A 23,841-nucleotide genomic window follows, 5' to 3' on the forward strand; every position below is an offset into this window, starting at 1 on the left:
TCAGTTCGACACCGAGATGGCGTCGATGTTGATGTTCGCGTCAGGCATGACGTAGACACCCGACAGGCGCTTGGCGTGCGCAGAAAGGTTCTGCTCCGTCACCAGCGGCACGCGCGGCAGGTCCTTGCGGATTTCGTCCTGCGCGGTCTTGTAGAGCGCGGCCTTTTCCTTGTCGTCCACCGTCACCAGCGCCTTGGCAATCGCGCCGTCCACCACGTCGCTCTTGTAGAACGACATGTTGTTCAGCTTCGGTGCCCACGACTCGGAAGCGAACAGCGGACGCAGGCCCCAATCGGCTTCACCCGTGGACGACGACCAGCCCGTGTAGTACATGCGCACCTTGGACGTCTTCGGATCGGGCCATGCATCCACCAGCTCGGTGCGCTGGCCCACTTCGAGCGCCTGCACCTGCAGCTTGATGCCCACCTGCGCGAGCTGCTGCTGCACGAACTGGATCGTCTTCTGGCTGGTCGTGTTGTTGTAGGCGCTCCACAGCACCGACTCGAAACCATTGGGGTAGCCGGCTTCGGCCAGCAGTTCCTTGGCCTTCTTCACATCGTACGGAATCGGCGCCATCTTCTCGGCGAACTTCACGCCCTGGGGCATCACGCCTTGCGCGGGGAAGGCATAGCCGCCGAATGCCACCTTGGACAGCGCTTCCTTGTTGATCGCGTAGCCGATGGCTTCGCGCACCTTCGGGTTGTCGTACGGCTTCACCAGCATGTTGAAGGCCAGGAAGCGCGTGATGATCGAGGGCGAGGCCACCACTTCGAGCTTGTCGCTCTTCTTCAGCAGCTCGGCCTGCTCGTAGGGAATGGGGAACGCGAAGTCGGCTTCGCCGGTCTGCAGCATCGCGGCGCGCGTGTTGTTCTCGAGCACCGGCTTCCACTGCAGGTTGTCGATCTTCGGGAAGCCCTTCTTCCAGTAGCCGTCGAACTTCTTGGCTTTGACCGCATCGGTCTGCTTCCACTCCACGAACTCGAAGGGACCAGTGCCCACGGGGTGGAAAGCGATGTCCTTGTTGCCCCACTTCTTGAGCGCCGTCGGCGAAATCATCGCGGCCGAGGCGTGGGCCAGCGAGTTGATGAAGGGGCCGAAGGGCTCCTTGAGCGTGATGCGCACGGTGGTCGGGTTCAGCGCCTCGACCTTGCCCACGCGGTTGAACTGGTTGTAGCGCAGGAGCTTGTTGTCCTGGTTCAGCACGCGGTCGAGCGTGAACTTCACGGCTTCGGCATTGAAGTCGGTGCCGTCGTGGAACTTGACGCCGCTGCGCAGCTTGATGGTGTAGACCAGACCGTCCTTGGACACGTCGTAACTCTCGGCGAGCACGTTCTGCACCTTCAGGTCCTTGTCGAACTGGAACAGGCCTTCATAGAAGGACTTGGTCACCGCGGTGGTGATGGTGGTGTTGGTGTTGTACGGGTCCAGCGTTTCGGGCTGGTAGCCGATCGACAGCACCACGTCTTTGGAGGCCAGGGCCGTGCCCGATGCAGCCAGTGCCGCCAGGCCCAGCAGTGCGGATGCCCATCGCAGGGAAGAAGAAGATTGCTTCATGGAAGAACTCCAGTCGGTTCGTGAGAAAAAAAGCAGGAGGGCCTGCGGGATGAAAAATCGGAAATCAGAACGCGCCGCCGATGGCGTGCCGTGCCACGAAATGCCCTGGCGCAACCTGCACCAGCGGCGGCACGTCGGGCTCGTCGCCCACCGCGCGAATGGGGCTCGGGATCTCGCCTTCGAGCAGCGCGCGCGGCTTGTGGCGGCGCGATGGGTCGGCCACCGGCACCGCCGCCATCAGCTTGCGGGTGTAGGCGTGCTGCGGCGCTTCGAACACTGCGCGGCGCGGGCCGATCTCCACGATCTGGCCGAGGTACATCACGGCCACGCGGTGGCTGATGCGCTCGACCACCGCCATGTCATGCGAGATGAAAAGGAACGCGACGCCCAGTTCGCGCTGCAGGTCGAGCATGAGGTTGACGATCTGCGCCTGAATGGACACGTCGAGCGCCGACACCGATTCGTCTGCCACCACCACCTTCGGGTTGAGCGCGAGCGCGCGCGCAATCGCGATGCGCTGCCGCTGCCCGCCCGAGAACTCGTGCGGATAACGCTGCGCCACTTCAGGCGGCAAGCCGACCTTCTGCAGGAGCCAGTCGACGCGCTGCTGCGCCTCGGCACCCTTGGCGATGTTGTGGATGAGCAGTGGCTCCATGATCGAGAAGCCCACCGTCACGCGCGGATCGAGCGAGGCGAACGGGTCCTGGAAGATGAACTGGATGTTTCGGCGCAGCGCCTGCAGCTCGCGCGTGGGCAAGTCGCGGATGTTCTGGCCGCCGAACTCGATCGCGCCGCTCTGGCTTTCGACCAGGCGCAGCAGCGAGCGGCCGGTGGTCGATTTGCCGCAGCCCGACTCGCCGACCAGCGCCAGCGTCTCGCCGGGGTACAGGTCGAAACTGATCTTTTCCACCGCATGCACGCGGCGCTTCACGCGGCCGAAGATGCCGCTGCGCACGTCGAAGCGCGTCACGAGGTCGCGCACGCGCAGGATCGGGCCGGCGTCGTCGCGTACGGTGGTCTGCGGCGTGGTGGGGGTGGAGGGCGCCGCCTCGGGCGTGCCCTCGGTGCGCAGCAGTTCGAACTTGGCCGGCAGGTCCGTGCCCTGCATCGCGCCGAGCTTGGGCACAGCCGACAGCAGCGCCTTCGTGTAGGGGTGCTGCGGTGCGGCGAACACGGTTTCGGAGGCGCCCGCTTCGACCTTGTCGCCGCGGTACATCACGAGCACGCGGTCGGCAATTTCGGCCACCACGCCCATGTCGTGCGTGATGAAGAGCACGCCCATGCGCATCTCCTTCTGCAGCTCGCGGATGAGCTGGAGGATCTGCGCCTGGATCGTCACGTCGAGCGCGGTGGTGGGCTCATCGGCGATCAGCAACTGCGGCTTGCAGGAGAGCGCCATCGCGATCATCACGCGCTGCCGCATGCCGCCCGAGAGCTGGTGCGGAAAGCGGTCGAGCACGTTGCGCGCTTCGGGAATGCGCACGAGTTCGAGCATGCGCAGCGCCTCGGCGCGCGCGGCCGCGTTGCTCTTGCCCTGGTGGATGCGGATGGCCTCGGCGATCTGGTCACCCGCGGTGAACACTGGGTTCAGCGAGGTCATCGGCTCCTGAAAAATCATCGCGATGTCCGCACCGCGGATGCCGCGCATCGTGCTGTCGCGTGCCTGCGCGAGGTCGAGCACTTCGCCGTTGCGGCGGCGAAACGCCATGCTGCCGCCGAGGATGCGCCCGCCGCCGTGTTCCACAAGCCGCATCAGCGCGAGCGAAGTGACCGATTTGCCCGAGCCCGATTCGCCCACCACCGCGAGCGTTTCGCCATGGTCGACGTGGAAGGACAGGTGCTTGACGGCATCGACGGTGCGCTCGGAGGTCGAGAAGCGCACGGTGAGGTCGTCGACGGCGAGAACGCGGCCGTCCGGCAGGTTGAGGGCAGGGGAGGACATGGGTATGCGAGAGAAAGAGGGGGCGTGCAGCGTCAGGCGAAGATGGCTGTGATCGGCGCTTCGTCGCCGCGCGCGTGGCCGCGGTACATGCCTTCGGTGTTGAAGGCGAGGCTCAGGTTGCCGTGGCGGTCGACGGCGATCAGTCCGCCGGTGCCGCCGATGGCGGGCAGCGACTGGTGCACCACGGCGTGCGTGGCCGCTTCGAGCGTCGCGCCGCCGTAGGCCATGCGCGCGCAGATGTCGTGGGCCGCAGCGACGCGGATGAACATTTCGCCGCTGCCGGTGCAGGAGATGGCGGCGGTGCGGTCGTCGGCATAGGTGCCCGAACCGATGAGCGGTGAATCGCCGATGCGGCCGACGCGCTTGTTGGTCATGCCGCCCGTCGAGGTGGCGGCGGCGAGATGGCCGTGCATGTCGAGCGCGACCGCGCCGACGGTGCCGAACTTCTTGTCTTCATCGAGCGGCGGCGTCATCGCCGCGCCTTCGTGGTCGGTGACCACGCGGCCGGTGTCGCGCACGCGGTAGAGCTGCTGGCGGCGCGCCTCGGTCGAGAAGAAGAAGGGCTCGACCATTTCGAGCCCGCGATCGCGCGCGAAGGCTTCGGCACCCGCGCCGGCCAGCAGCACGTGCGCGCCGTCTTCGAGCACGGCACGCGCAGCGCGCACCGGCCGGCGAACGTGGCACACGCCGGCGATGGCACCGGCGGCGAGCGTCGCGCCGTCCATCACGGCGGCATCGAGCTCGTGGGTTTCCTCGTGCGTGAAGACCGCGCCGTGGCCCGCGTTGAAGAGCGGGCACTCCTCGAGCAGTTCGACCGCGAGGCAGGTGGCGTCGAGCGCGGAGGCACCCTTGAGCAGCGCGGCTTGCGCGGCGCGCACGATGTTCTGCAGCGCGTCGTGGTACGCCTGCGCCTGCGCGGTGCTCGTCGTGGCGGCGCTGATGGTGCCGGCACCGCCGTGAATGGCGATGACGGGCGTGGTGTTCTTCATCGGGAAGCTTTCTTCTTTTTCTTGGCCGTGCCGTTCAGGGCGGCGGCGTCGGATGTGGCGGCAGTGCGCGCGGCGATGCCGTCGATGCGCGGCAGCCCGTTCGCGCCGTGCAGCCAGGGCCGCAGCACCTGCAGCGTGCGGCGGGCGGACTGCACCGGGTCGGGCGCCCGCAGCGCGACGGCGCTGGTCAGCGCCTCGACCAGCGCAAGCACGCTGGTCTCGCAGTTCGGGCGGTAGTTGGTTTCGGTCTGGCAATAGAGCGCCACGTCGGCCAGCGGCGCCATCGGCGAGGTAGGCCGGTCGGTGAGCGCGATCACGCTGCAGCCTTGTTCGCGCGCGATCTGCGCGAGCATCACCGTATCGGTCAGGTAGCGCGGAAAGGTGAGGCCGATGAACACGTCCTCCGGCCCCGCGTGCATCAGCGCGCGGGCCGCATGCGTGACGCCGCTCACGCCCGGCAGCAGGCGCACGTCGCGGCAACTGCTGTCCAGCCCGTGCTGCAGCAGGCCCGCGAGCCAGCCGCTCGCGCCGAAGCCCGCGATGTAGACCGAGCGCGCCTTGCCGATGTGTTCCACCGCGGCTTCGCAGGCGGCGTAGTCCAGCGTCTGGCGCGTGGCTTCGATGTTGCGGCGGCTCTCGTCGAGCGCGGTCGCGAACACCTCGGCCACCGTGCTCGGATGCTCGAGGTTGCCGCGCAGCCGCTCCACCGGCGCCACCAGCGACTCGAAGCCGCGCACGAGCTCGGCGCGGAACGTGGCGTAGCCGTCGAAGTCCAGCGCGCGGGCGAACCGATTGGCCGTGGCCACGGAGACGCCCGCGGCGGTTGCGAGCTCGTCGATGGGCAGCGTGGCGACCTGCAGCGGGTGCTCCAGCACGTAGTCGGCCACCTGCCGGTGCGAACGCGTCAGCCGCGGCAAGGCCTGCGCAATGCGCTGGGCCACGGTGGTGCCTGGGGTGTCGACAGGGGTGCTCATGAAGGTGCGGAGGAGCCCGAAAGTGTGCGGTTTTTGAAAACTGGTTTACAAATATAAGTCAGGACGGAAAATTTTCTGTCATTTTTGATCGAGTTCGCAAGGAACGGGCCAGCGGCGCAGAAGGCATGGGAAGGTGACGCCGGCACCTTTTCCCCTCTGGGAAGGCGTGTTCGAACTTCGCCGGTGGATCGGCTTCTAGGTGTTTCCCCGGGGGTGTGCGTTGGACGGGGCAATGAAGACGCGGGGCGCCGCGCCGAGTCGGCCTACGGACCGTTCATGCGATGCGCAAAGCGCTACCGGCACATCGAATACCCGCCCGTCTCCAGATGAAAGTGGTCCCTGTGCGCCGCGTTGTAGTCGGGACCCAGCACGCCATCGAAGAACCGGCAGGCACCGCGATGCGCATCGCGCAGCAGCAGGTCTGCCGGGTCGCCGTTGCCGGACCAGTCCCGCCGCACCGTGATGCGGCGGCCATCGGCGAGCGTGAGGCCGGCTACATCGAACGCATCCGCCGTCGCGTGCCGGCTGCGCGAGGCGCCCGGCACCGCGCCTTCGCCGCGATTCACGTTGCGGCACGCATAGCTCCCCAGATGCTCGATGGCCACCACCGGCTCGCCGAAGCGCTGCTTCGCGGCCGGCTGCAGCGCGTGCTTCTCCCACATGAAGAAGGACAGCGCCATCGGGCAGCTCAGCGAGGGTGATGTGCCCAGGCGCACACCGGCCGAGCGCAGGCGAACGGCGTTCTCGAAGCCGCAGCCTTCGCCGGTCACGCGATCGGGCAGCAGGTCGTATTGCATGCCGGTTCGTGCGAGCGCCGCGAGGCAGCGCGTCGGCTCGCGGCGGGCGCGTGCGAGCTTGAAGCCGGTGAGCCAGTCGGGCTCGGCCGCCACGTCGAGGGGCGCCCATGGATTGAAGCGCTCCGGAATGTCGACTGCGCCCGTCAGCACCGCCCACGCGCCCGCTGCAAGCGCTGCGCACAACGACAGGCCGGCCCACAGGCCGCGGCGCGATGAAGGCGCGGAAGGTGCGGGCAGGGGCTGCCTTCAGTAGCCGGCCGGAGGTCCGCGTCGGACGCCCCGGAAAGTGCCCGCTATCGACGGGCGGCCGTCGGGGGCGCCGCCGAACTCGGCGCGGCCGCCGTGCGCGCGGGCAATGCCGTGCAGCAGCAGCCGGCGGCGCACGCTAGAGAGCGCCGTGTCGGGCCGGTCGCTGCCGTGCGATTCAGGCGATGCGCCGCCCGCGCAGACCGCGACGCGGAACAGGTCGCCTGCCACCTCGCTGACGACGATCACCCGCGCCGGCAGCCCCGAACCGGCGAGTTCCTCGAACGCGAGGTTCAGGAACTGCGCGATGCGCGCCGGGTCGCCGCGGCAGTCGCCGTCGCCCAGCCGGTCGTGCTCGAAGACCGTGCTAGCGGCAAAGGGCGCTTCGGCGGCGTCGATCGCCTGCCGGACCACCTCGTGCAGCGAAAAACGCTGCGTGGCGATCACGAGGTCCTTGCCCGCCGCGATCCGGCAGACGTCCGCCAGTTCCTCGGACCGCTCGATCGCACGGTCCGCCGCATGGTCCACATGGGCGAGCACCGCGTCGGGCTGCTGCCGATCGCCCCGGCGCGCAAGCAGCTCGATGCCCAGGCGGATGGCGGACAGCGAGTTGCGCACGTCGTGTACCGCAGCGCCGATCAAGCGATCGAAGTCTTCCGTCGGCAGTTGCGGCGCCTGGGCAGGCCCCGGCCGCAAAGGTCTCAGCGCATGCGCCGGAGCGGACCAATTCGACAGCGCCCATTCGACCGTCGACTGGCGCATGCCGACAGCGCGAGAGGGTGCCGGCGGCGCGCCGGGCGTGCATGGGATCAAGCGCGAATCCTCGTGCGGCGGCGTGTCAGGCATGGCGTTTCTCTGCGGGCCGTGGGGTGGTTCCGGAGCGCCGTCGCCGGCCGGTCCGTGGTATCGAATGCCCGGACGGCAGGGGCCAGCGCATCGAGGCGCCATGGTGCTTGCTCGGCTGCCGGCGCGATGTCAGGTTTTGCAACACCGCTTGTAGGCGCATGCCGCGCCTGGGCACGGCGGCGTCATGCCGCGTCCTTCTGCATGAAAACACTCAGCGGATCTTCCGGATACCGCCCGAAGCGCTCGCGCCGCGCGTAGCCCGAGCGCGCATAGAACGACAGCGCCGCCGGTTGGCTCACGCCCGTCTCCAGCCTGAACACCGCGCAGCCCCGGGCCATCGCTTCCCCTTCGAGAAACGCCAGCAACTTGTCGGCGATGCCTTGCCCACGGTTCTCCGGCCGCACGTACATCCGCTTCAACTCGCCATAGTCAGGCTCGATGACGATGGCCGCGCAGCCGATGGCCGTGCCTGCTTCATCGCGTGCCACCGCGAACAGCACATTGGCCGCCGACAGCGCCGCAATGTCGATGCCGTAGTGGCTCTCCGGCGGATACAGCGGTTTCTGGTACGCATCGAGGTCGTCGATGAGCTGGATCACGTCGGGCTGGCCGGGGTTTTCAATGGCGATTTGCATCGGCCGATATTACTTAGCCGAATTCGACAAAGCCCGACGCGCAAAGGGGTTCAATGCCCCGGCGAAGAATGACCCAACGGCGTGCCGGTCGGCGCGTCGCTTCATTCATTCTTCGAAGGAGTAGCACTTTGGAATACCGTCATCTGGGCAAATCGGGCCTCAAGGTCCCCGTGTTGAGTTTCGGCACCGGCACGTTCGGGGGCAAGGGCGAGTTCTTCAGCGCCTGGGGCAGCACCGACGTGGCCGAGGCGCGCAAGCTCATCGACATCTGCATCGACGCGGGCGTCACCATGTTCGACAGCGCGGACATCTACTCCGACGGCGCCGCCGAATCGGTGCTCGGCGAGGCCATCAAGGGCCGCCCGCGCGACAAGCTCATCCTCTCGACCAAGGCCACGTTCCGCAACGGCCCGGGAGCGAACGAGGCGGGGTCGTCGCGCCACCATCTCGTGCGGGCGGTCGACAGTGCATTGAAGCGCCTGGGCACCGACTACATCGACCTGTTCCAGCTACACGGTTTCGACGCGAGCACGCCCGTCGAGGAGACCGTGTCCACGCTCGACGACCTCGTGCGCGCGGGCAAGCTGCGCTATGTGGGCGCGTCGAACTTCTCTGGCTGGCATTTGATGAAGTCGCTGGCCGTGTCGGAGCGCTACGGCTACGCGCGCTACGTGGCGCACCAGGCGTACTACTCGTTGATCGGCCGCGAGTACGAGTGGGAGCTGATGCCGCTCGCACAAGACCAGGGCGTGGGCGCCGTGGTCTGGAGCCCGCTGGGCTGGGGCCGGCTCACCGGCAAGATCCGCCGCGGCCAGCCGCTGCCCGCCAACAGCCGCCTGCATGTGACGGCCGACATGGGCCCGCCGGTGGCCGACGAGCTGCTGTACCGCGTGGTCGATGCGCTGGAAAAAGTCGCCGGGGACATCGGCAAGACGGTGCCGCAGGTCGCGCTCAACTGGCTGCTGCAGCGGCCGACGGTGTCGAGCGTGGTTGTTGGTGCGCGCGACGAAACGCAGCTGCGCCAGAACCTCGGCGCGGTGGGCTGGAACCTCACGCCCGCGCAGATCGCCGAACTCGATGCGGCCAGCGCGGTGACGCGGACCTATCCCTACTGGCACCAGCAGGGGTTTCTGGAGCGCAATCCGAATCCGGTCTAGGCAGGATTCAAACCGAGCACCCACTGTTTGAAGTGCTCGAGCGCCCCGGAGGCCGAACGGCCTTCGGGGTACGCGAAGTAATAGCCCTGCGGCACGTCGAGGTGCCGGTCCACGGGAATCACCAGCTCGCCGGTGCGCAGCTCGTGCTCGATGAGGATGCGCGGCGCAAGGCCCACGCCCATGCCCGCAGCCGTCGCCGCAACCACCATCGTGAAGAGCTCATAACGCGGCCCGCGCGAAGCGTGCACCGTGTAGCCCCAACCCTGCTGCGCATACCAGTCGCGCCACGCATGCGCTCGCGTGCTCAGGTGCACATGGCGGCAGCGCTCGAAACCCGCTTCGTCCCACGGGCCGTTGGCATCGCGAAAGGCCGGGCTGCAGATCGGCACCATCTCGCCCTCTGCAAAGATCAGCCCGCCGCGCGTGTTCGGCCAGAACTGGTCGCCGAAATAGATCGCCGCGTCGTACGCGTTTTCCTGGAACGAGAAGGGCTGCGAGCGCGCCGACAGGTTCACGGTGATGTTCGGATGCAGCCGGCTGAAATCGGGCAGCCGCGGAATGAGCCATTGCGTTGCAAAGGTCGGCACCACGGCAAGCTCCAGCACGAAGCCCATGTCGTGGCCGGCGCTGATCTCCAGCGTGTCGCGGCGGATCTGGTCGAGGTGCCGGCGGATGCGCGCCGCGTACTCGCGGCCCACGTCGGTGAGCGTGAGGCGCCTGCGCACGCGCGAGAAGAGGGGCACGCCGAGCCGTTGCTCCAGCATCGCCACCTGCCGCCCGACCGCGCTTTGCGTGAGCGCCAGCTCGGCCGCCGCGCGGGTGAAGCTCCCCAGCCGCGCCGAAGCCTCGAAAGCCTGCAGCGCGCCCAGGTTGGGAATGTCTTTTCTCATCGGTTGCCTGTTGTCTCTTCTGTGCTGCGTGGCGCATGCATCTGCCGTGCCCGGCGTCTCGTTGTCGCGGTCCTTCCGGCGCTGCACAACGTTGTGCGTATTTAGCGTTTGTTCCGCATGCCGCCGCGATCCTATTCTGCGTCCCGACCCCCGCCAACGATATGAGGAGACTTCCGATGATTGTTCTGCGCACCCGTCGCACTGCCCGGTCCACCGCCCTCGGCATTGCACTGGCTTCCGTCCTGGGTCTGCCCACCGCCGCGCTAGCGCAGGCCGAGCAGACCGTCACCATCGGCCACGCCGGCCCGCTCACCGGCGGCGCGGCCCACTGGGGCAAGGACAACGACAACGGCGCGCGCCTCGCGGTCGAAGACCTCAACAAGCAGGGCCTCGTCATCGGCGGCAAGAAGATCAAGTTCGTGCTGCAGTCCGAGGACGACCAGGCCGACCCCAAGCAGGCCATGGTGGTGGCCAACAAGCTGGCCGACATGGGCGTGAAGGGCATGCTGGGCCACTTCAACTCGGGCGCCGCGATTCCGGCCTCGGCCGTCTACAGCCGCGCGGGTCTGCCCGATGTGTCGACCGCCACCAACCCGACCTTCACCAAGCAGGGCTACAACAACGTCTTTCGCATCCTCGCGAGCGACGACGACGTGGGCATGGCCATCGCCGACTTCACGGTGAAGGATCTGAAGGCCAAGAAGATCGCGGTGATTGACGACCGCACCGCCTACGGCCAGGGCGCCGCCGAGGTGTTCACGCGCGGCGTGAAGGGCCTGGGCGGCACCATCGTCGCGCAGGAGTTCGGCAGCGACAAGGCCACCGATTTCATGGCCATCCTCACCAGCATCAAGGCCAAGCAACCCGACGTGGTGTTCTACGGGGGCATGGACGCGCAGGGCGGCCTCATCGCGCGACAGATGAAGCAGCTGGGCATCACGGCCAAGCTGCTGGGCACCGATGGCCTCTGCACCAACGAGGTCGCGAAGATCAGCGGCGGCGCGGTCGACGACCTCCTGTACTGCACGCGCGGCGGCAAGGAGATCGAAAAGACCAGCAAGGGCGCCGAGTTCGAGCAGCGCTACAAGGCCCGCTTCGGCGTCGAGGTGCTGACCTATGCGCCGTACCTCTACGACGCCATGATGGCGCTGGCCGCCGGCATGCGCGCGGCCAACTCGGTCGAGCCCGAGGCCTACCTGCCGGCGATGCGCAAGGTGAAGTTCGATGGCGTCACCGGTGCCATCAGCTTCGATGCCAAGGGCAACCTGCAGAAGCCGGACTTCACCGTCTTCACCTACAAGGACGGCAAGCGCGTCCGGGTGGCCGGCTCCTGAACGCCCGCATGCGGACGCTCGATGCGGCGGAGACGGCGGCGGCGCTGCCTTACGGGGCGCTGGTCGAGGCGCTGCTGCAGATGTTCGAGCGGGAGCGCCGGGGCGAGGCGCATGCGGCCACGCGCACCTCGGTGCCGCTCGCGGGCGGCGGCGTGCTGCTGCTGATGCCTGCAGCGGGTGCGCGCTTCGCGGCGATCAAGACGGTGACGGTGCATGCCGGCAACGCAGCCGTCGGGCTGCCGGTGGTGCAGGGCGAAGTCACGTTGATGGACGCCGTCACCGGCACCCGGCTGCTCGCGATGGATGGCAATGTGCTGACCGCCCGACGCACCGCGGCGCTCTCGCTGGCCGGTGCGGCAAGAGCAGGGCGCGAAGTTGGCGGCCGCATGCTGCTGATCGGCGCGGGCGTGCAGGCGCGTTCGCATGCCGAGGCATTTGCGGAAGTCGCGGGCGTGCGCCATCTGTGGATTCACGCGCGAACGCAAGCCCATGCCGAACATTTGGCGCAACACATGCGAACGCTCGGCGTGGACGCCACTGCGATCACCGATCCTGCGCAGGTCAGCGAAGAAGCCGACGTGATCGTCGCGACGACCAATTCTTCGACGCCCGTCATCCCACCGAAGGTGCGGCCGGACGCAACGGTGATCGCCGTCGGCGCCTACCGCCCCGACATGGCCGAAGTGCCGCCCGAACTCGTGCGCCGCTGCACCGTGTTTGTGGATACGCTGGAAGGTGCGCGCAGCGAGGCGGGCGACCTGATCCAGGCGGGCATCGACTGGTCCACCGTGCAGGCGTTCGCGAACGCGGAGCCAACAAGGCAAGGCCGGCCGGTGTTCATCAAGACCGTGGGCCATGCGCTGTGGGACCTCGCGGCGGCGCAATTGGCCTACACGCATCTGCAGCAACGATGAAGCAAGGAAAGCATTCATGCGTCGAGTGGTGATCATCGGCGGCGGGGCCATCGGTTCGGCCATCGCCTATTTCTTGACCAAGGACCCGCAGGCCGAGCCCTTCGAGGTCACGGTGGTCGAGCGGGACTTCTCGTACAAGCAGGCCTCGTCGGCGCTGTCGGCCAGCTCGATCCGCCAGCAGTTCTCCACCGCCATCAACATCGAGATGTCGCTCTACGGCATCGACTTCTTCCGGCACCTCGGCGAGACCTTGCGCGTCGGCGACGACGTGCCGGACATCGGCCTGGTCGAGCCCGGCTACCTGTACCTGGCCTCTGCGGCGGGCGTCGATGTGCTGCGCGAGAACCATGCGATGCAGAAGGCGCATGCGGTGGACGTGGCGCTGATGACGGCCGAAGAGCTGAAGGCGCGCTTTCCGTGGATATCGACGGAGGGCATCGAACTCGCATCGCTGGGCCTCTCGGGCGAAGGCTGGTACGACGGCTACAGCCTGCTGCAGGCCTTCCGCAAGAAGGCCGCATCGCAGGGCGCGCGGTACATGCAGGCGCACGCGACCGGATTGCGCCGCAAGGGCAGCACCGTGACCGGCGTGCAGCTCGACACCGGCGAAACGCTCGATGCCGACATCGTCGTCAACGCCGCCGGCGCCTGGGCCGCGAAGGTGGCCGGGTGGGCCGGCATCGACCTGCCGGTGCGCGGCCGCCGCCGCAGCGTGTTCAGCTTCTCGTGCCCCGAGACGCTGCCCGGCTGCCCGCTGGTCATCGACACCTCCGGCATCTGGCTGCGCCCCGAGGGCCGTCAGTTCATCTGCGGCTTCGCGCCACCGGAAGACCAGGACCCCGACGACGCGCCGCTCGATGTCGAGTACGCCGCGTTCGACGAACTCATCTGGCCCGCGCTCGCCGAACGGATTCCCGCTTTCGAAGCCATCCGCATGACCGGCGCCTGGGCCGGCTATTACGAGATGAACCTGTTCGACCACAACGCGATCCTCGGCCTGCACCCGGACTGCGACAACCTGTTCTTCGCCAACGGCTTCTCGGGCCACGGCCTGCAGCAATGCCCGGCGGCGGGGCGCGGCATCGCGGAGCTGATCCGCTTCGGCGAGTACCGCAGCCTCGACCTCTCGCCGGTTTCGTTCGCGCGCATCCTCGAGAACAAGCCCTTGCTGGAGAAGAACGTGATCTAGCTGCGAGCGGGGCGCGGGCGTACCATGCCCGCCAGAAAGGTGCCCCAATGACTGCACAGACACTGATCGATACCGCACAGGCGCTGGTCGCCGGCGACAAGGGCCTGCTCGCAATGGACGAGAGCAACGCCACCTGCAACAAGCGCTTCGCCGCGCTCAACATCCCGCAGACCGAGAGTGCGCGGCGCGACTGGCGCGAGCTGATCGTCACCGCGCCAGGCCTCGCCGACAGCATCAGCGGCGCGATCCTGTTCGACGAAACCATCCGCCAGACCACCAACGCCGGCAAGCCGTTCGCCAAGGCGCTGGCCGATGCGGGAATCATCCCCGGCATCAAGGTCGACATGGGCGCGAAGCCGCTGGCGGGCCATCCGGGCGAGACGGTCACCGAGGGGCTCGACGGCCTGCGCGAACGGTTGGCCGAGTACGTCGGCATGGGCGCCCGTTTCGCGAAGTGGCGCGGCGTGATCGCCATCGGCGATGGTCTGCCCACGCGGGCCTGCATCGACGTCAATGCCCATGCGCTCGCGCGCTATGCGGCGCTGTGCCAAGAGGCGTGCGTGGTGCCCATCGTCGAGCCTGAAGTGCTGATGGATGGCGACCATTCGCTGGCGCGGTGCGCCGAGGTGACCGAAGAAGTCCTGCGCGAAGTGTTCGTTCAACTGAACGCACAGGGCGTGCTGCTCGAAGGCATGCTGCTCAAGCCGAACATGGTGCTGCCGGGGCAGGGCAGCCAGACGCAGGACAGCGTCAATGCGGTGGCCGATGCGACGGTGACGTGCCTCTTGCGCACGGTGCCGGCCGCGGTGCCGGGCGTGGCGTTTCTCTCGGGCGGTCAGTCGGCGCAGCTGGCTTCCGCGCGGCTCAACGCGATGAACGTGAAGTTCAAGTCGCGCATGCCCTGGGCGCTGACTTTCTCGTTCTCGCGCGCGGTGCAGCAGCCGGCGCTCGATCTCTGGAAAGGCCAGGCCGCCAACGTCGCAGAGGCGCAGAAGGCGCTCGTGTTCCGCACCGGCTGCAACAAGGCCGCACGCGGTGGCCGCTACGACGCGCAAGCCGACGCGCCGCGATAAGCAGAAAGCCAGAAAGAGCGAATGACCGTCCAGGACCTCTACGCGAAGAAGCGCGTTTCCCCCGCCGATGCCGTGCGTCTGGTGCGCAACGGCGATCTCATCGTCGTGCCGACCGGCGTCGGCGAGCCGCCGTCGTTGCTCACGGCGCTCTCCGAGCAGCGCCGCGATTTCCGCGACGTCAAGGTCGCGCAGATTCTTGCGATGCGCAAGTACGCCTACATCGACCCCGAAACCGTGGAGCACGTGCGCCATGTCGCGCTGTTCTTCGGCGGCGCCACGCGCGCGGGTGGGCAGGAGGGCTGGATCGATTTCATCCCCAACTACTTCTCGGAAATCCCCGCGCAGATCGAGCGCGGGCAGATTCCCGCCGAGGTGGTCTTCAGCATGGCCTCGCCGATGGACGCGCACGGTTATTTCGCCGTGAGCCTGGGCGCGGACTACACGATGGCCGCCATCGCCAAGGCGCGCGCCGTGGTGCTGGAGGTGAACCCGAACGTGCCCTTCGCGCACGGCAACTGTCACGTTCACATCTCGCAGGTGGCGGCGTTCGTCGAAAGCGATGCACCGGTCATGGAGGTCGGCCTGCCGAAGATCGGCCCCGTGCAGGAGGCCATCGGCAAGCACGTGGCCGACCTCATCGACGACGGCTCGACGCTGCAGATCGGCTACGGCGGCATTCCCGATGCGGTGGTGATGCAGCTCACGCACAAGCACGACCTGGGCATTCACACCGAGATGATCGGCGACGGCATCCTGACGCTGGTGGAGAGCGGCGCCGTCACCAACCGGCGCAAGAACTACCTGCCGGGCAAATCCGTCGCGACCTTCGCGCTGGGGTCGGCCAAGCTGTACCGCTTCATGGACCGCAATCCGTCGCTGGAAATGCATCCGGTGAACTTCACCAACGACCCGGCGCTCGCGGGCCTGAACGACAACCTCATCGCCATCAACGCGACCATGCAGATCGACCTGCTGGGCCAGTGCGGCTCCGAGAGCCTCGGGCATGCGCCGTATTCGGGCACGGGCGGGCAGTCGGACTTCGTGCGTGCCGCGAACCGGTCACTCGGCGGCAAGGCGTTCATCGTGCTGCCCTCGACAGCGAAGGGCGACACCATCTCGCGCATCGTGCCCTCGCTCTCGCCCGGCACGCATGTGAGCACGAGCAAGAACGACATCAACTACGTGGTCACCGAATACGGTGTGGCGCAGTTGCGCGGCAAGTCGGCCAGGCAGCGGGCGCAGGAGCTGATTGCGATCGCGCATCCGGATTTCCGGGCGGAGCTGACGGAGCAGGCCCGGCGATCGAAGTTGCTGTAATTCAGCGGCTGGCTTGACCGGGGCTCGCATGCGCGAGGCGCCGACATCCGTGAGCCGTCAACGCGTCGGCGTAGCTCGACGCTTCAACCGGCGGTTTCGAGGAAGTCGCTGAGTTCCTGCCGCGTCGGCAGCGTGCTCTGCGAACCGAAGCCGCGAACCGCCAGGGCCGCCACGGCGCAGGCCCGCCGCATTGCCTCCGGGATACCGAGTGACCAATGGACGGCCAGCGCTGCGGCGAAGGCGTCGCCGGCACCGGTCGTGTCGAGCACCGGAACGTGGAAGACCGGCTGCTCATGGAGCGTGCCGTGCGCATCGACGTGCGCCGCGCCTTCGCTGCCGCGCGTCACGACGATGCGGCCCGGCCACCTCGCCAGCAGGGCACGCCAGTCGTCGCCGCCCTCGACGTTGCCATCTCCATTTCTATCTCCATCGCCATCGCCGAAGGCCGCCCTCAGTTCGTGCTGGTTGGCCAGGAAGAGATGCACGCGCCGCGCGAGCTCCGGCGGTACTGCGCCCGCCGGGGAGGGCGTCAACAGGAAGGGCTTGCCGAAGCGGTGCGCGAGTTCGGCGGCTTCCATCGCGGCCGAGCTCGGAATGCCCAGCTCGGCGAGCACCACGTCGCTCTGGGCGAACAGCGGTTCGGCGGCGCGCACATGGGCGGCAGTCAGGCGGTGGTTGGCACCCGGCACCACGGTGACGGCGCTTTCGCCCCGGCATGCGAACACGGCGGCGGCGCCGGTGGGCGCCTCGGATGTCATCGCCACGTGATCGGTACGCACGCCCTCGGCGCACAAATGTGCGAGCAACTCGCGCCCTTCGGCGTCGTCGCCGGCGCAGCCGACGAGCCAGGTTTCGGCGCCCAGGCGCGTGGCCGCCACCGCCTGGTCGGCGCCCTTGCCGCCGGGCGCGCGCCGAAAACTCTGCCCGCCCAGCGTCTCGCCATTGCGCGGCAGGCAGGGCGCCTCGAACACGTAGTCCATGTTGATGCCGCCTACGACCAGCAAGCGAGTCATGCCTGTCTCTTCCTTTTTTCTTTGCATCGCGGATTCGCAAGGCGCGGCAAGTATGCAGCATCCAATACGAACATAAACGGACAAATAAAGAGGGATTTCCCTGAGGTTATTTTCGAATTTGTGCGAATTGAAATGTTCGAATGAACAATAGAATCCTGTCCGTTCAACCGAACGAACGCACGCTGGCCTTCAGCGCGCACCTTCAGCAAGAGCATTCAAAAGGAGACCGATCCATGAAGAAGTCGATGACTCGCTGCGTTGCAGCCGCCACCCTCGCACTGTTGGCAGGCCACGCGCTCGCCCAGGACAAGCCGCTCAAATCCATCGGCATCACGCTGGGCGACATGGCCAATCCGTTCTTCGTGGCCATCGGCCGCAGCGCGGAAGCCGAGGCCAAGAAGATCAACCCGGCGGTGAAGGTGACCACCGTGTCGAGCAAGTACGACCTCAACACCCAGGTCGACCAGATCGACAACTTCATCGCCAACAAGGTCGACGTGATCGTGCTGGGCGCCGCCGATTCGAAGGGCATCGCGCCGGCCGTTCGCAAGGCCCGCGCCGCCGGCGTGATCGTGGTGGCGGTGGACGTGACGGCCGAAGGGGCGGACGCCACGGTGATGTCCGACAACACGATGGCCGGCGCCGAGTCGTGCAAGTTCCTGGCCGAGCGCATCGGCGGCAAGGGCAACTTCGTGATCGTCAACGGCCCGCCGGTGTCGTCGATCATGGACCGCGTGAAGGGCTGCAAGGCGACGCTGGCCAAGTACCCGGGCATCAAGCTGGTGTCGGACAACCAGGACGCCAAGGGCAGCCGCGACGGCGGCCTCGCGGCCATGGCCAACATCCTGACGGCGCAGCCGAAGATCGATGCCGTGTTCGGCATCAACGACCCGACGGCCATCGGCGCGGAACTCGCGATCCGCCAGGCGCGCCGCACCGACATCAAGGTGACCGGCGGCGTGGACGGCTCGCCCGACGGCGAGGCCGCGCTCAAGGCCAAGGACTCGCTGTTCGTCGTCACGCCCGCGCAGGACCCCAACGAGATGGCCGCCGAGAGCGTGCGCGTTGCCTACGGCCTGCTCAACGGCCGCAAGCCCGCCAAGACCATGAACCTCATGGCAACGCCGCTCACCACGCGCGACAACATCGCCGGCTACAAGGGCTGGGTGCGTTGAACGCGCAAGCCGTCATGAGCGAGGCCGGCGAGGTTGGCACGGCGGGGGAGTTCGTGCTGGAGATGTCCGGGATCCACAAGCGCTTCGGCGCGACCCGGGCGCTGCACGACATGCACCTGCAGGTGCGCCCCGGCGAGATCCACGCCCTCATGGGCGAGAACGGCGCGGGCAAGAGCACGCTGATGAAGATCCTCTCGGGGGTCTACCAGCCCGACGCCGGGCAGATCCGGCTGGCCGGCGAGCCCGTGGCCATCCGCAGCCCCGCCCATGGCCAGCGCGCGGGCATCAACCTGATCTACCAGGAACTGAGCATCGCGCGGCATCTCACGGTGGCCGAGAACGTGTTCATGGGCAACGAGCCGCGCGCGGCGCTCTGGCTGGTCGACCGCGCGCGGATGCTGCGCGAGACCGAGCGCGTGCTGCAGCAGCTCGGTGCGCAGTTCGGCGCCGACTGGCCGGCCGGGCGGCTGTCCATCGCCGAGCAGCAGCAGGTGGAGATCGCGCGGGCGCTGGTGCACAAGGGCCGCATCCTGATCATGGACGAGCCGACGGCCGCGCTGTCCGACCGCGAGACGGCGCACCTCTTCCGGGTGATGCGCCAGTTGCGCGACGCCGGCATCGCGATCATCTACATCAGCCATCGCATGGCCGAGGTCACGGCGCTGGCCGACCGCGTGACGGTGCTGCGCGACGGCTGCCACGTGGCCGACCTGGCGCGCGACGAAATCGACGAGCAGCGCATCGTGCAGATGATGGTCGGCCGCGCGCTCACCGACTTCTACCAGCACCGCGGCCAGCGCAAGCCCGGCCGTGTGATGCTGGAACTGCGCGATGTGAGCGGGCCGCGCAACCGCCCGAGCAGCCTCAAGGTGCATGCGGGCGAAGTGCTCGGGCTGGCCGGGCTGGTCGGTGCCGGGCGCTCCGAACTCGCGCGGCTCGCGGTGGGTGCCGATGCGCGCACCGGCGGCACGATCCTGGTCGACGGCAAGCCGGTGGATGTGCGCCGTCCGCTCGACGCCATCCGCCTCGGCCTGGGCTATGTGCCCGAAGACCGCAAGGGGCAGGGCCTGTTCCTGCAACTGAGCGCGCTCACCAACGTCGCGATCAACGTGCTGCCGAGGCATGCGGTCGCTGGCGTGCTGAACCACGGCGCGCTCGACCGCCTGACGCGCCAGGCCATCGCCCGTCTCAACGTGAAGATCTCGGGGCCGCAGGGCATCGTGGGCGCGCTGTCGGGCGGCAACCAGCAGAAGCTGCTGCTGGCGCGCTGGCTCGAGATCCAGCCGCGCGTGCTGATCCTCGACGAGCCGACGCGCGGCGTGGACGTCGGCGCCAAGAGCGAGATCTACAAGATCATCGGCGAGCTGTCCGAGGCCGGCGTCGCCGTGGTCGTGATCTCCAGCGAGCTGCCCGAGATCGTCGGCGTGTGCGACCGCGTGCTCGTGATGCGCGAAGGCGCCATCGCGGGCGAACTCGCGGGCGATCGCATCACCCAGGAAAACATCATCCAACTCGCAGTCAACGCTCCCGAGCCGGAGCGGCACATCGCATGAACGCAACGAACCCTTCTTCTTCCTCTTCTTCGTCGCTGCAGGCGGTGGTCTTCGACATGGACGGCGTGCTGATCGACACCGAGATCGTCTGGCAGCGCGTGCGCGAAGATTTCGCACAGAGCATCGGCGCGCGCTGGACCACCGAGGACCAGGAGTCGACGATGGGCACCAACACCGCGGCCTGGTCGCGCATCATGGTCGAGCGCCTGCAACTGCGCGAGCGCAACGGCATGGACGAAGCGGCGATCGCGCGCGAGATCGTGGGGCGCATGCTGGCGCAGTACCAGCGCCATCTTCCGCTGCGTGCCGGCGCCATCGAGGCGGTGCGCATGGCCGCGCGCTCGCATGTGGTGGCGCTGGCCACCGGCTCGCCGGCCGAGCTCGCCCGCTACGTGCTGGAAGCCAGCGGCCTCGCGCCGCTGATGCAGGCCGTGGTCTGCGGCGACGACGTCGAACACGGCAAGCCCGCGCCCGACATCTACCTGCTCGCGCTGTCGCGCATCGGTGTCGCGCCGCATGCGGCCGTGGGCATCGAGGACAGCGCCAACGGCCTGCGGTCGCTCAAGGCCGCGGGCATGGCGGCGATTGCCGCACCAAGCCCGGACTATCCGCTGTCGGCCGAGGCGCTCGCGCTGGCCGACCTGCGCATCGACACCATGCAGGCCCTGACGCCCGAACTGCTGCAGCAGGCGCATGCGAATTCGGCGCGCACGCCGCGCTGATCCCGCGCGCCGCATCACACACCTTCACGAGACCACCATGTCCAAGACCCTCACTTCCACAGCACCCCCGGCGGCGTCCCCGCCGACCAGCGCGCCTGCCCGCACCGGCCGCGCAGCCGGCGTCCTCCAGCGCCTGGGCATGCTGCCCGCGCTGCTGATCCTCTACGTCGTCTTCTGGGGCCTCACCGTGTACGTCTCGGGCGACGGCGGCTCGAACTTCGCGACCACCGCGAACACGATGAACATCCTGCGTCAGGTGTCCATCAACCTGGTGCTCGCGGCCGGCATGACCTTCGTGATCCTCACCGCCGGCATCGACCTCTCGGTGGGCTCGATGCTGGCCGTGTCGGCGGTGCTGGGCATGCTGACCTCGCTCACTTCCCATGCGGGCCTGTCGCTGCCGGTGTTCCTTGCCGCGGGCCTTGCGATGGGGCTCATCAACGGCACGACGGTGGCGCTGCTGAAGATCAACCCCTTCATCGTGACCCTGGGCACCATGACCGCGCTGCGCGGCGCCGCCTACCTGTTCGCCGATGGCACCACGGTGCTCAACAGCGAGATCCCCAGCTTCGGCTGGATCGGCAACGAAGACTTCCTGGGCCTGCCCTGGCTGGTGTGGATCGCCGCCGGCGTGACGCTGCTGTCGTGGGTCATCCTGCGCAAGACCATCCTGGGCCTGCACATCTACGCGGTGGGCGGCAACCCCGAGGCAGCGCGCCTCACCGGCATCGGCGTGGGCGGCGTGCTGCTCTTCGTCTATGCGATCAGCGGCCTGTTCTCGGGTCTCGCAGGCGCGATGTCGGCGAGCCGGCTGTTCGGCGCCAACGGCAACTGGGGCACCGGCTACGAGCTCGATGCGATCGCGGCGGTGGTGCTGGGCGGCACCAGCCTCATGGGCGGCGTGGGTTCGATAGTCGGCACCGTCATCGGCGCGCTGATCATCGGCGTGATCAACAACGGCCTCACCATCATGGGCGTCTCGTCCTTCTGGCAGTACGTGGCCAAGGGCGCGGTGATCCTGCTCGCGGTGATCATCGACAGATGGCGCCAGAAGCAAGCGCAGCACTGAGGGCCATGATGACCAGAACCCATGTCATCGGCGTCGACTTCGGCTCCGACTCGTGCCGCTGCGTGATCGCGGACGCCGCCACCGGCGAGGAGCTCGCCAGCGCGGTGGCGGCCTTTCCGCGCTGGGCGGCCGGCCTGTACTGCGACCCCACGCAGCGCATCTTCCGCCAGCATCCGCAGGACCATCTCGATGCGCTGACCCAGGTGGTGCGCGCCGCGCTGTCGCAGGTGTCGCCCGAGGTCCGTGCGAGCGTGCGCGGCCTGTCGATCGCAACCACCGGCTCGACCTCGGTGCCGGTCGACGAAGCGGGCTGCCCGCTCGCGCTGCGGCCGGCCTTCGCCGACAACCCGAACGCGATGTTCCTGATGTGGAAGGACCACAGCGCCACGCTCGAAGCCGAGCAGATCACCGACGCCGCCCGCACCTGGGGCGGCGTCGACTACACCGCGCACATCGGCGGCGTCTATTCGGCCGAGTGGTACTGGGCCAACCTGCTGTGGGTGTTCCGGCACGACGCACAGGTGCGCGAGGCCACCGCGAGCTGGGTCGAGCATTGCGACTGGCTGCCGGCCGAACTCACCGGCACCACCGCACCAGGCAGGCTGCGCCGCAGCCGCTGCGCCGCCGGCCACAAGGCGATGTGGAACGAGGGCCATGGAGGCCTCCCGTCGCAGGCTTTCCTCAGCCACATCGACCCGCTGCTCGACGGCATTCGCGACCGGCTCTACGAAGAAACCTGGACCGCCGAAACCCCCATCGGCGCGCTGACGCCCGCCTGGGCCGACCGGCTGGGCCTGCCCGGTGACGTGGTGGTCGGCGTGGGTGCCTTCGATGCCCACATGGGCGCCGTCGGCGCGGGCATCCGCCACCACACGCTGGTCAAGATCATGGGCACCTCGACCTGCGACATCGTGCTGGCGCCGACCGACGACATCGCGGACCGCGTGGTCGAGGGCATCTGCGGGCAGGTCGATGGCTCGGTGATGGCCGGGGCCATCGGCCTGGAAGCAGGGCAGTCGGCGGTTGGCGACGCCTTCGCATGGTTCGCGCGGGTGCTGGAATGGCCGTTGCCCGAGGGGCCGAACCGCGAGGCGCTGCGCGCCGATCTGCTGCCGCGGCTCGAGCGCGCCGCCGCGCTGGAACCACCGGGCGCGCACGGCGTGGCCGCGCTCGACTGGCTCAACGGGCGCCGCACGCCCTATGCCGACCAGACGCTGCACGGCGCGCTGTTCGGCCTGTCGCTGGGCAGCTCGGCGCCGCAGCTCTACCGCGCGCTGGTCGAGGCCACGGCCTTCGGCGCGAAGGCCATCGTCGACCGCTTCACCGCGTCGGGCGTGCGCATCGACGAAGTGCTCGCCATCGGCGGCGTGGCGCGCAAGTCGGCGTTGCTGATGCAGATCCAGGCCGACGTGTTCGACCAGCCCATCCGCGTGGCGAAGTCGGACCAGGCGGTGGCGCTGGGCGCCGCCATGTGCGCGGCCGTCGCTTGCGGCATCCACGCCGACATTCCGGCCGCGCAGCGGGCCATGGCCTGCGGCTTCGACCTGGTCTACGAGCCGCGGCCGGCGGAGGCCGAGGCCTACCGCGCGCTGTTCCGGCGCTATATGGAAATGGGCGCCCTGGTCGAGGGCATGAAGAAAGAGAAGGCGATCCATGACGCTGCATAAAGAACTCAAGCGCGAGGCCTACGAGGCCAACCTGGAAATCCCGAAGCAGGCGCTGGCGCTGTACACCTTCGGCAACGTGAGCGCCTTCGATGCGCGGCAGGGCGTCTTCGCGATCAAGCCCAGCGGCATGCCCTATGACGAGATGACGGCCGACGACATGGTGGTGGTCGACCTCGACGCGCGCGTGGTCGAAGGCACCCTGCGGCCCTCGAGCGACACCAAGACCCATGCGGTGCTCTACCGCGCCTTCGAAGGCATCGGCGGCGTCTGCCACACGCACTCGGTGCATGCCGTGGCGTGGGCGCAGGCGCGGCGCGCCATCCCCATCTACGGCACCACGCATGCGGACCACCTCACGGTGGCGGTGCCGGTCACCGAGGTCATCAGCGACGAGGCCGTGGCGCGCGACTACGAGGAAGAAACCGGCCACCAGATCGTGCGGCGCATGCAGGGCATCTCGCCGCAGGAGGTCGAGATGATCGTGGTGTCGTGCCACGGGCCGTTCACCTGGGGCAAGAACGCGATGAAATCCGTGTACAACGCTCGCGTGCTCGAGGAGCTGGCGCAGATGGCCTACCTCACGCAGTCGATCGACCCGCTGGCGCGCGAATTGCCGCCCGCCGTGATCCGCAAGCACTACGAACGCAAGCATGGTGCCGGCGCCTACTATGGGCAGGCCCGATAGACAAACAACCTCGCGATGACCCGAAACGCTTCCCGCCCCGCACCGATGGCCTCCGAGGCTCCCCCCGATCCGTCCCGGCAAGAAGCCTTGCAGGCGACGA

21 protein-coding genes are annotated in these 23,841 nt (G+C 68.1%); 12 read left to right on the forward strand and 9 right to left on the reverse strand.

From position 1 onward, the window contains the following. The 7 genes from gsiB to QFZ83_RS10395 form a co-directional block, all read right to left on the reverse strand. Entirely contained in the window at positions 1 to 1,554 is a 1,554-nt protein-coding gene (gene gsiB, locus QFZ83_RS10365; protein WP_307505762.1) for a glutathione ABC transporter substrate-binding protein GsiB, read from the reverse strand. A gap of 64 nt (positions 1,555 to 1,618) precedes the next feature. After that, positions 1,619 to 3,496, reverse strand: a complete 1,878-nt coding sequence (locus QFZ83_RS10370; RefSeq protein ID WP_307505764.1) for a dipeptide ABC transporter ATP-binding protein — start codon at positions 3,494 to 3,496, stop codon at positions 1,619 to 1,621. A gap of 32 nt (positions 3,497 to 3,528) precedes the next feature. Next, a complete protein-coding gene (locus tag QFZ83_RS10375; protein ID WP_013541055.1) occupies positions 3,529 to 4,485 on the reverse strand; it encodes an isoaspartyl peptidase/L-asparaginase family protein in 957 nt (318 codons plus the stop codon). Further along, positions 4,482 to 5,459, reverse strand: a complete 978-nt coding sequence (locus QFZ83_RS10380; RefSeq protein ID WP_307505768.1) for a MurR/RpiR family transcriptional regulator — start codon at positions 5,457 to 5,459, stop codon at positions 4,482 to 4,484. Before QFZ83_RS10380 ends, QFZ83_RS10375 begins: the two co-directional genes overlap by 4 nt. A 293-nt stretch (positions 5,460 to 5,752) precedes the next feature. After that, positions 5,753 to 6,406 carry an extensin family protein gene (locus QFZ83_RS10385; RefSeq protein WP_307505773.1) on the reverse strand — a complete coding sequence of 218 codons (654 nt, stop codon included), beginning with the start codon at positions 6,404 to 6,406 and terminating at the stop codon, positions 5,753 to 5,755. Between the two features lie 96 nt (positions 6,407 to 6,502). Beyond that, on the reverse strand, positions 6,503 to 7,348 hold the full coding sequence (locus QFZ83_RS10390) for a hypothetical protein (RefSeq protein ID WP_307505776.1): 846 nt from the start codon (positions 7,346 to 7,348) through the stop codon (positions 6,503 to 6,505). Positions 7,349 to 7,530: 182 nt separating this feature from the next. Further along, the gene (locus tag QFZ83_RS10395) at positions 7,531 to 7,983 is read right to left on the reverse strand and encodes a GNAT family N-acetyltransferase (protein WP_307505779.1); all 453 of its coding nucleotides are present in this window, start codon (positions 7,981 to 7,983) and stop codon (positions 7,531 to 7,533) included. A 128-nt stretch (positions 7,984 to 8,111) separates the two neighbouring features. Here QFZ83_RS10395 and QFZ83_RS10400 point away from each other — a divergent pair, with 128 nt between their 5' ends. Beyond that, positions 8,112 to 9,140, forward strand: coding sequence for an aldo/keto reductase (locus QFZ83_RS10400; protein ID WP_307505781.1), 1,029 nt, complete (start codon positions 8,112 to 8,114; stop codon positions 9,138 to 9,140). Here QFZ83_RS10400 and QFZ83_RS10405 read toward each other — a convergent pair. Then, positions 9,137 to 10,030 (reverse strand): LysR substrate-binding domain-containing protein, encoded by an 894-nt coding sequence (locus QFZ83_RS10405; protein WP_307505784.1) that lies wholly within the window; start codon positions 10,028 to 10,030, stop codon positions 9,137 to 9,139. The two genes, QFZ83_RS10400 and QFZ83_RS10405, sit on opposite strands and share 4 nt — an antisense overlap. Before the next feature lie 176 nt (positions 10,031 to 10,206). Between QFZ83_RS10405 and QFZ83_RS10410 the strand changes: the two genes are divergently transcribed. The 5 genes from QFZ83_RS10410 to QFZ83_RS10430 are packed head-to-tail and all read left to right on the forward strand — an operon-like array spanning position 10,207 to position 15,857. Beyond that, on the forward strand, positions 10,207 to 11,364 hold the full coding sequence (locus QFZ83_RS10410; RefSeq protein ID WP_307505787.1) for a branched-chain amino acid ABC transporter substrate-binding protein: 1,158 nt from the start codon (positions 10,207 to 10,209) through the stop codon (positions 11,362 to 11,364). An 8-nt stretch (positions 11,365 to 11,372) separates the two neighbouring features. Further along, the gene (locus QFZ83_RS10415) at positions 11,373 to 12,278 is read left to right on the forward strand and encodes a delta(1)-pyrroline-2-carboxylate reductase family protein (protein ID WP_307505790.1); all 906 of its coding nucleotides are present in this window, start codon (positions 11,373 to 11,375) and stop codon (positions 12,276 to 12,278) included. A 16-nt stretch (positions 12,279 to 12,294) separates the two neighbouring features. Beyond that, positions 12,295 to 13,467: an FAD-binding oxidoreductase gene (locus tag QFZ83_RS10420; protein ID WP_307505793.1), complete on the forward strand. Its 1,173-nt coding sequence runs from the start codon at positions 12,295 to 12,297 to the stop codon at positions 13,465 to 13,467. Between the two features lie 47 nt (positions 13,468 to 13,514). Further along, complete coding sequence (locus QFZ83_RS10425) at positions 13,515 to 14,540, forward strand: class I fructose-bisphosphate aldolase (protein WP_307505796.1); 1,026 nt, start codon at positions 13,515 to 13,517, stop codon at positions 14,538 to 14,540. Between the two features lie 21 nt (positions 14,541 to 14,561). Continuing rightward, positions 14,562 to 15,857, forward strand: coding sequence for an acetyl-CoA hydrolase/transferase family protein (locus QFZ83_RS10430; protein WP_307505799.1), 1,296 nt, complete (start codon positions 14,562 to 14,564; stop codon positions 15,855 to 15,857). A gap of 83 nt (positions 15,858 to 15,940) precedes the next feature. Here QFZ83_RS10430 and QFZ83_RS10435 read toward each other — a convergent pair whose 3' ends face one another. Continuing rightward, positions 15,941 to 16,870 carry a ribokinase gene (locus tag QFZ83_RS10435; RefSeq protein ID WP_307505802.1) on the reverse strand — a complete coding sequence of 310 codons (930 nt, stop codon included), beginning with the start codon at positions 16,868 to 16,870 and terminating at the stop codon, positions 15,941 to 15,943. Between the two features lie 233 nt (positions 16,871 to 17,103). Here QFZ83_RS10435 and QFZ83_RS10440 point away from each other — a divergent pair, with 233 nt between their 5' ends. The 6 genes from QFZ83_RS10440 to araD are packed head-to-tail and all read left to right on the forward strand — an operon-like array spanning position 17,104 to position 23,741. Then, positions 17,104 to 18,045 carry an ABC transporter substrate-binding protein gene (locus tag QFZ83_RS10440; RefSeq protein WP_013541077.1) on the forward strand — a complete coding sequence of 314 codons (942 nt, stop codon included), beginning with the start codon at positions 17,104 to 17,106 and terminating at the stop codon, positions 18,043 to 18,045. Positions 18,046 to 18,059: 14 nt separating this feature from the next. Next, the gene (locus tag QFZ83_RS10445; RefSeq protein WP_013541078.1) at positions 18,060 to 19,598 is read left to right on the forward strand and encodes a sugar ABC transporter ATP-binding protein; all 1,539 of its coding nucleotides are present in this window, start codon (positions 18,060 to 18,062) and stop codon (positions 19,596 to 19,598) included. Continuing rightward, the gene (locus QFZ83_RS10450) at positions 19,595 to 20,320 is read left to right on the forward strand and encodes an HAD family phosphatase (protein WP_307505806.1); all 726 of its coding nucleotides are present in this window, start codon (positions 19,595 to 19,597) and stop codon (positions 20,318 to 20,320) included. Before QFZ83_RS10445 ends, QFZ83_RS10450 begins: the two co-directional genes overlap by 4 nt. A gap of 37 nt (positions 20,321 to 20,357) precedes the next feature. Further along, positions 20,358 to 21,389, forward strand: a complete 1,032-nt coding sequence (locus tag QFZ83_RS10455) for a ribose ABC transporter permease (protein ID WP_306879090.1) — start codon at positions 20,358 to 20,360, stop codon at positions 21,387 to 21,389. Between the two features lie 8 nt (positions 21,390 to 21,397). After that, a complete protein-coding gene (locus QFZ83_RS10460; RefSeq protein ID WP_307505808.1) occupies positions 21,398 to 23,056 on the forward strand; it encodes a ribulokinase in 1,659 nt (552 codons plus the stop codon). After that, positions 23,043 to 23,741 (forward strand): L-ribulose-5-phosphate 4-epimerase AraD, encoded by a 699-nt coding sequence (gene araD / locus QFZ83_RS10465; protein WP_013541082.1) that lies wholly within the window; start codon positions 23,043 to 23,045, stop codon positions 23,739 to 23,741. Before QFZ83_RS10460 ends, araD begins: the two co-directional genes overlap by 14 nt. The last annotated feature ends 100 nt before the right edge of the window (positions 23,742 to 23,841 follow it).

Origin of the sequence: Variovorax sp. W1I1 (assembly GCF_030815625.1) — a bacterium.
Taxonomy (GTDB): domain Bacteria; phylum Pseudomonadota; class Gammaproteobacteria; order Burkholderiales; family Burkholderiaceae_C; genus Variovorax; species Variovorax paradoxus_C.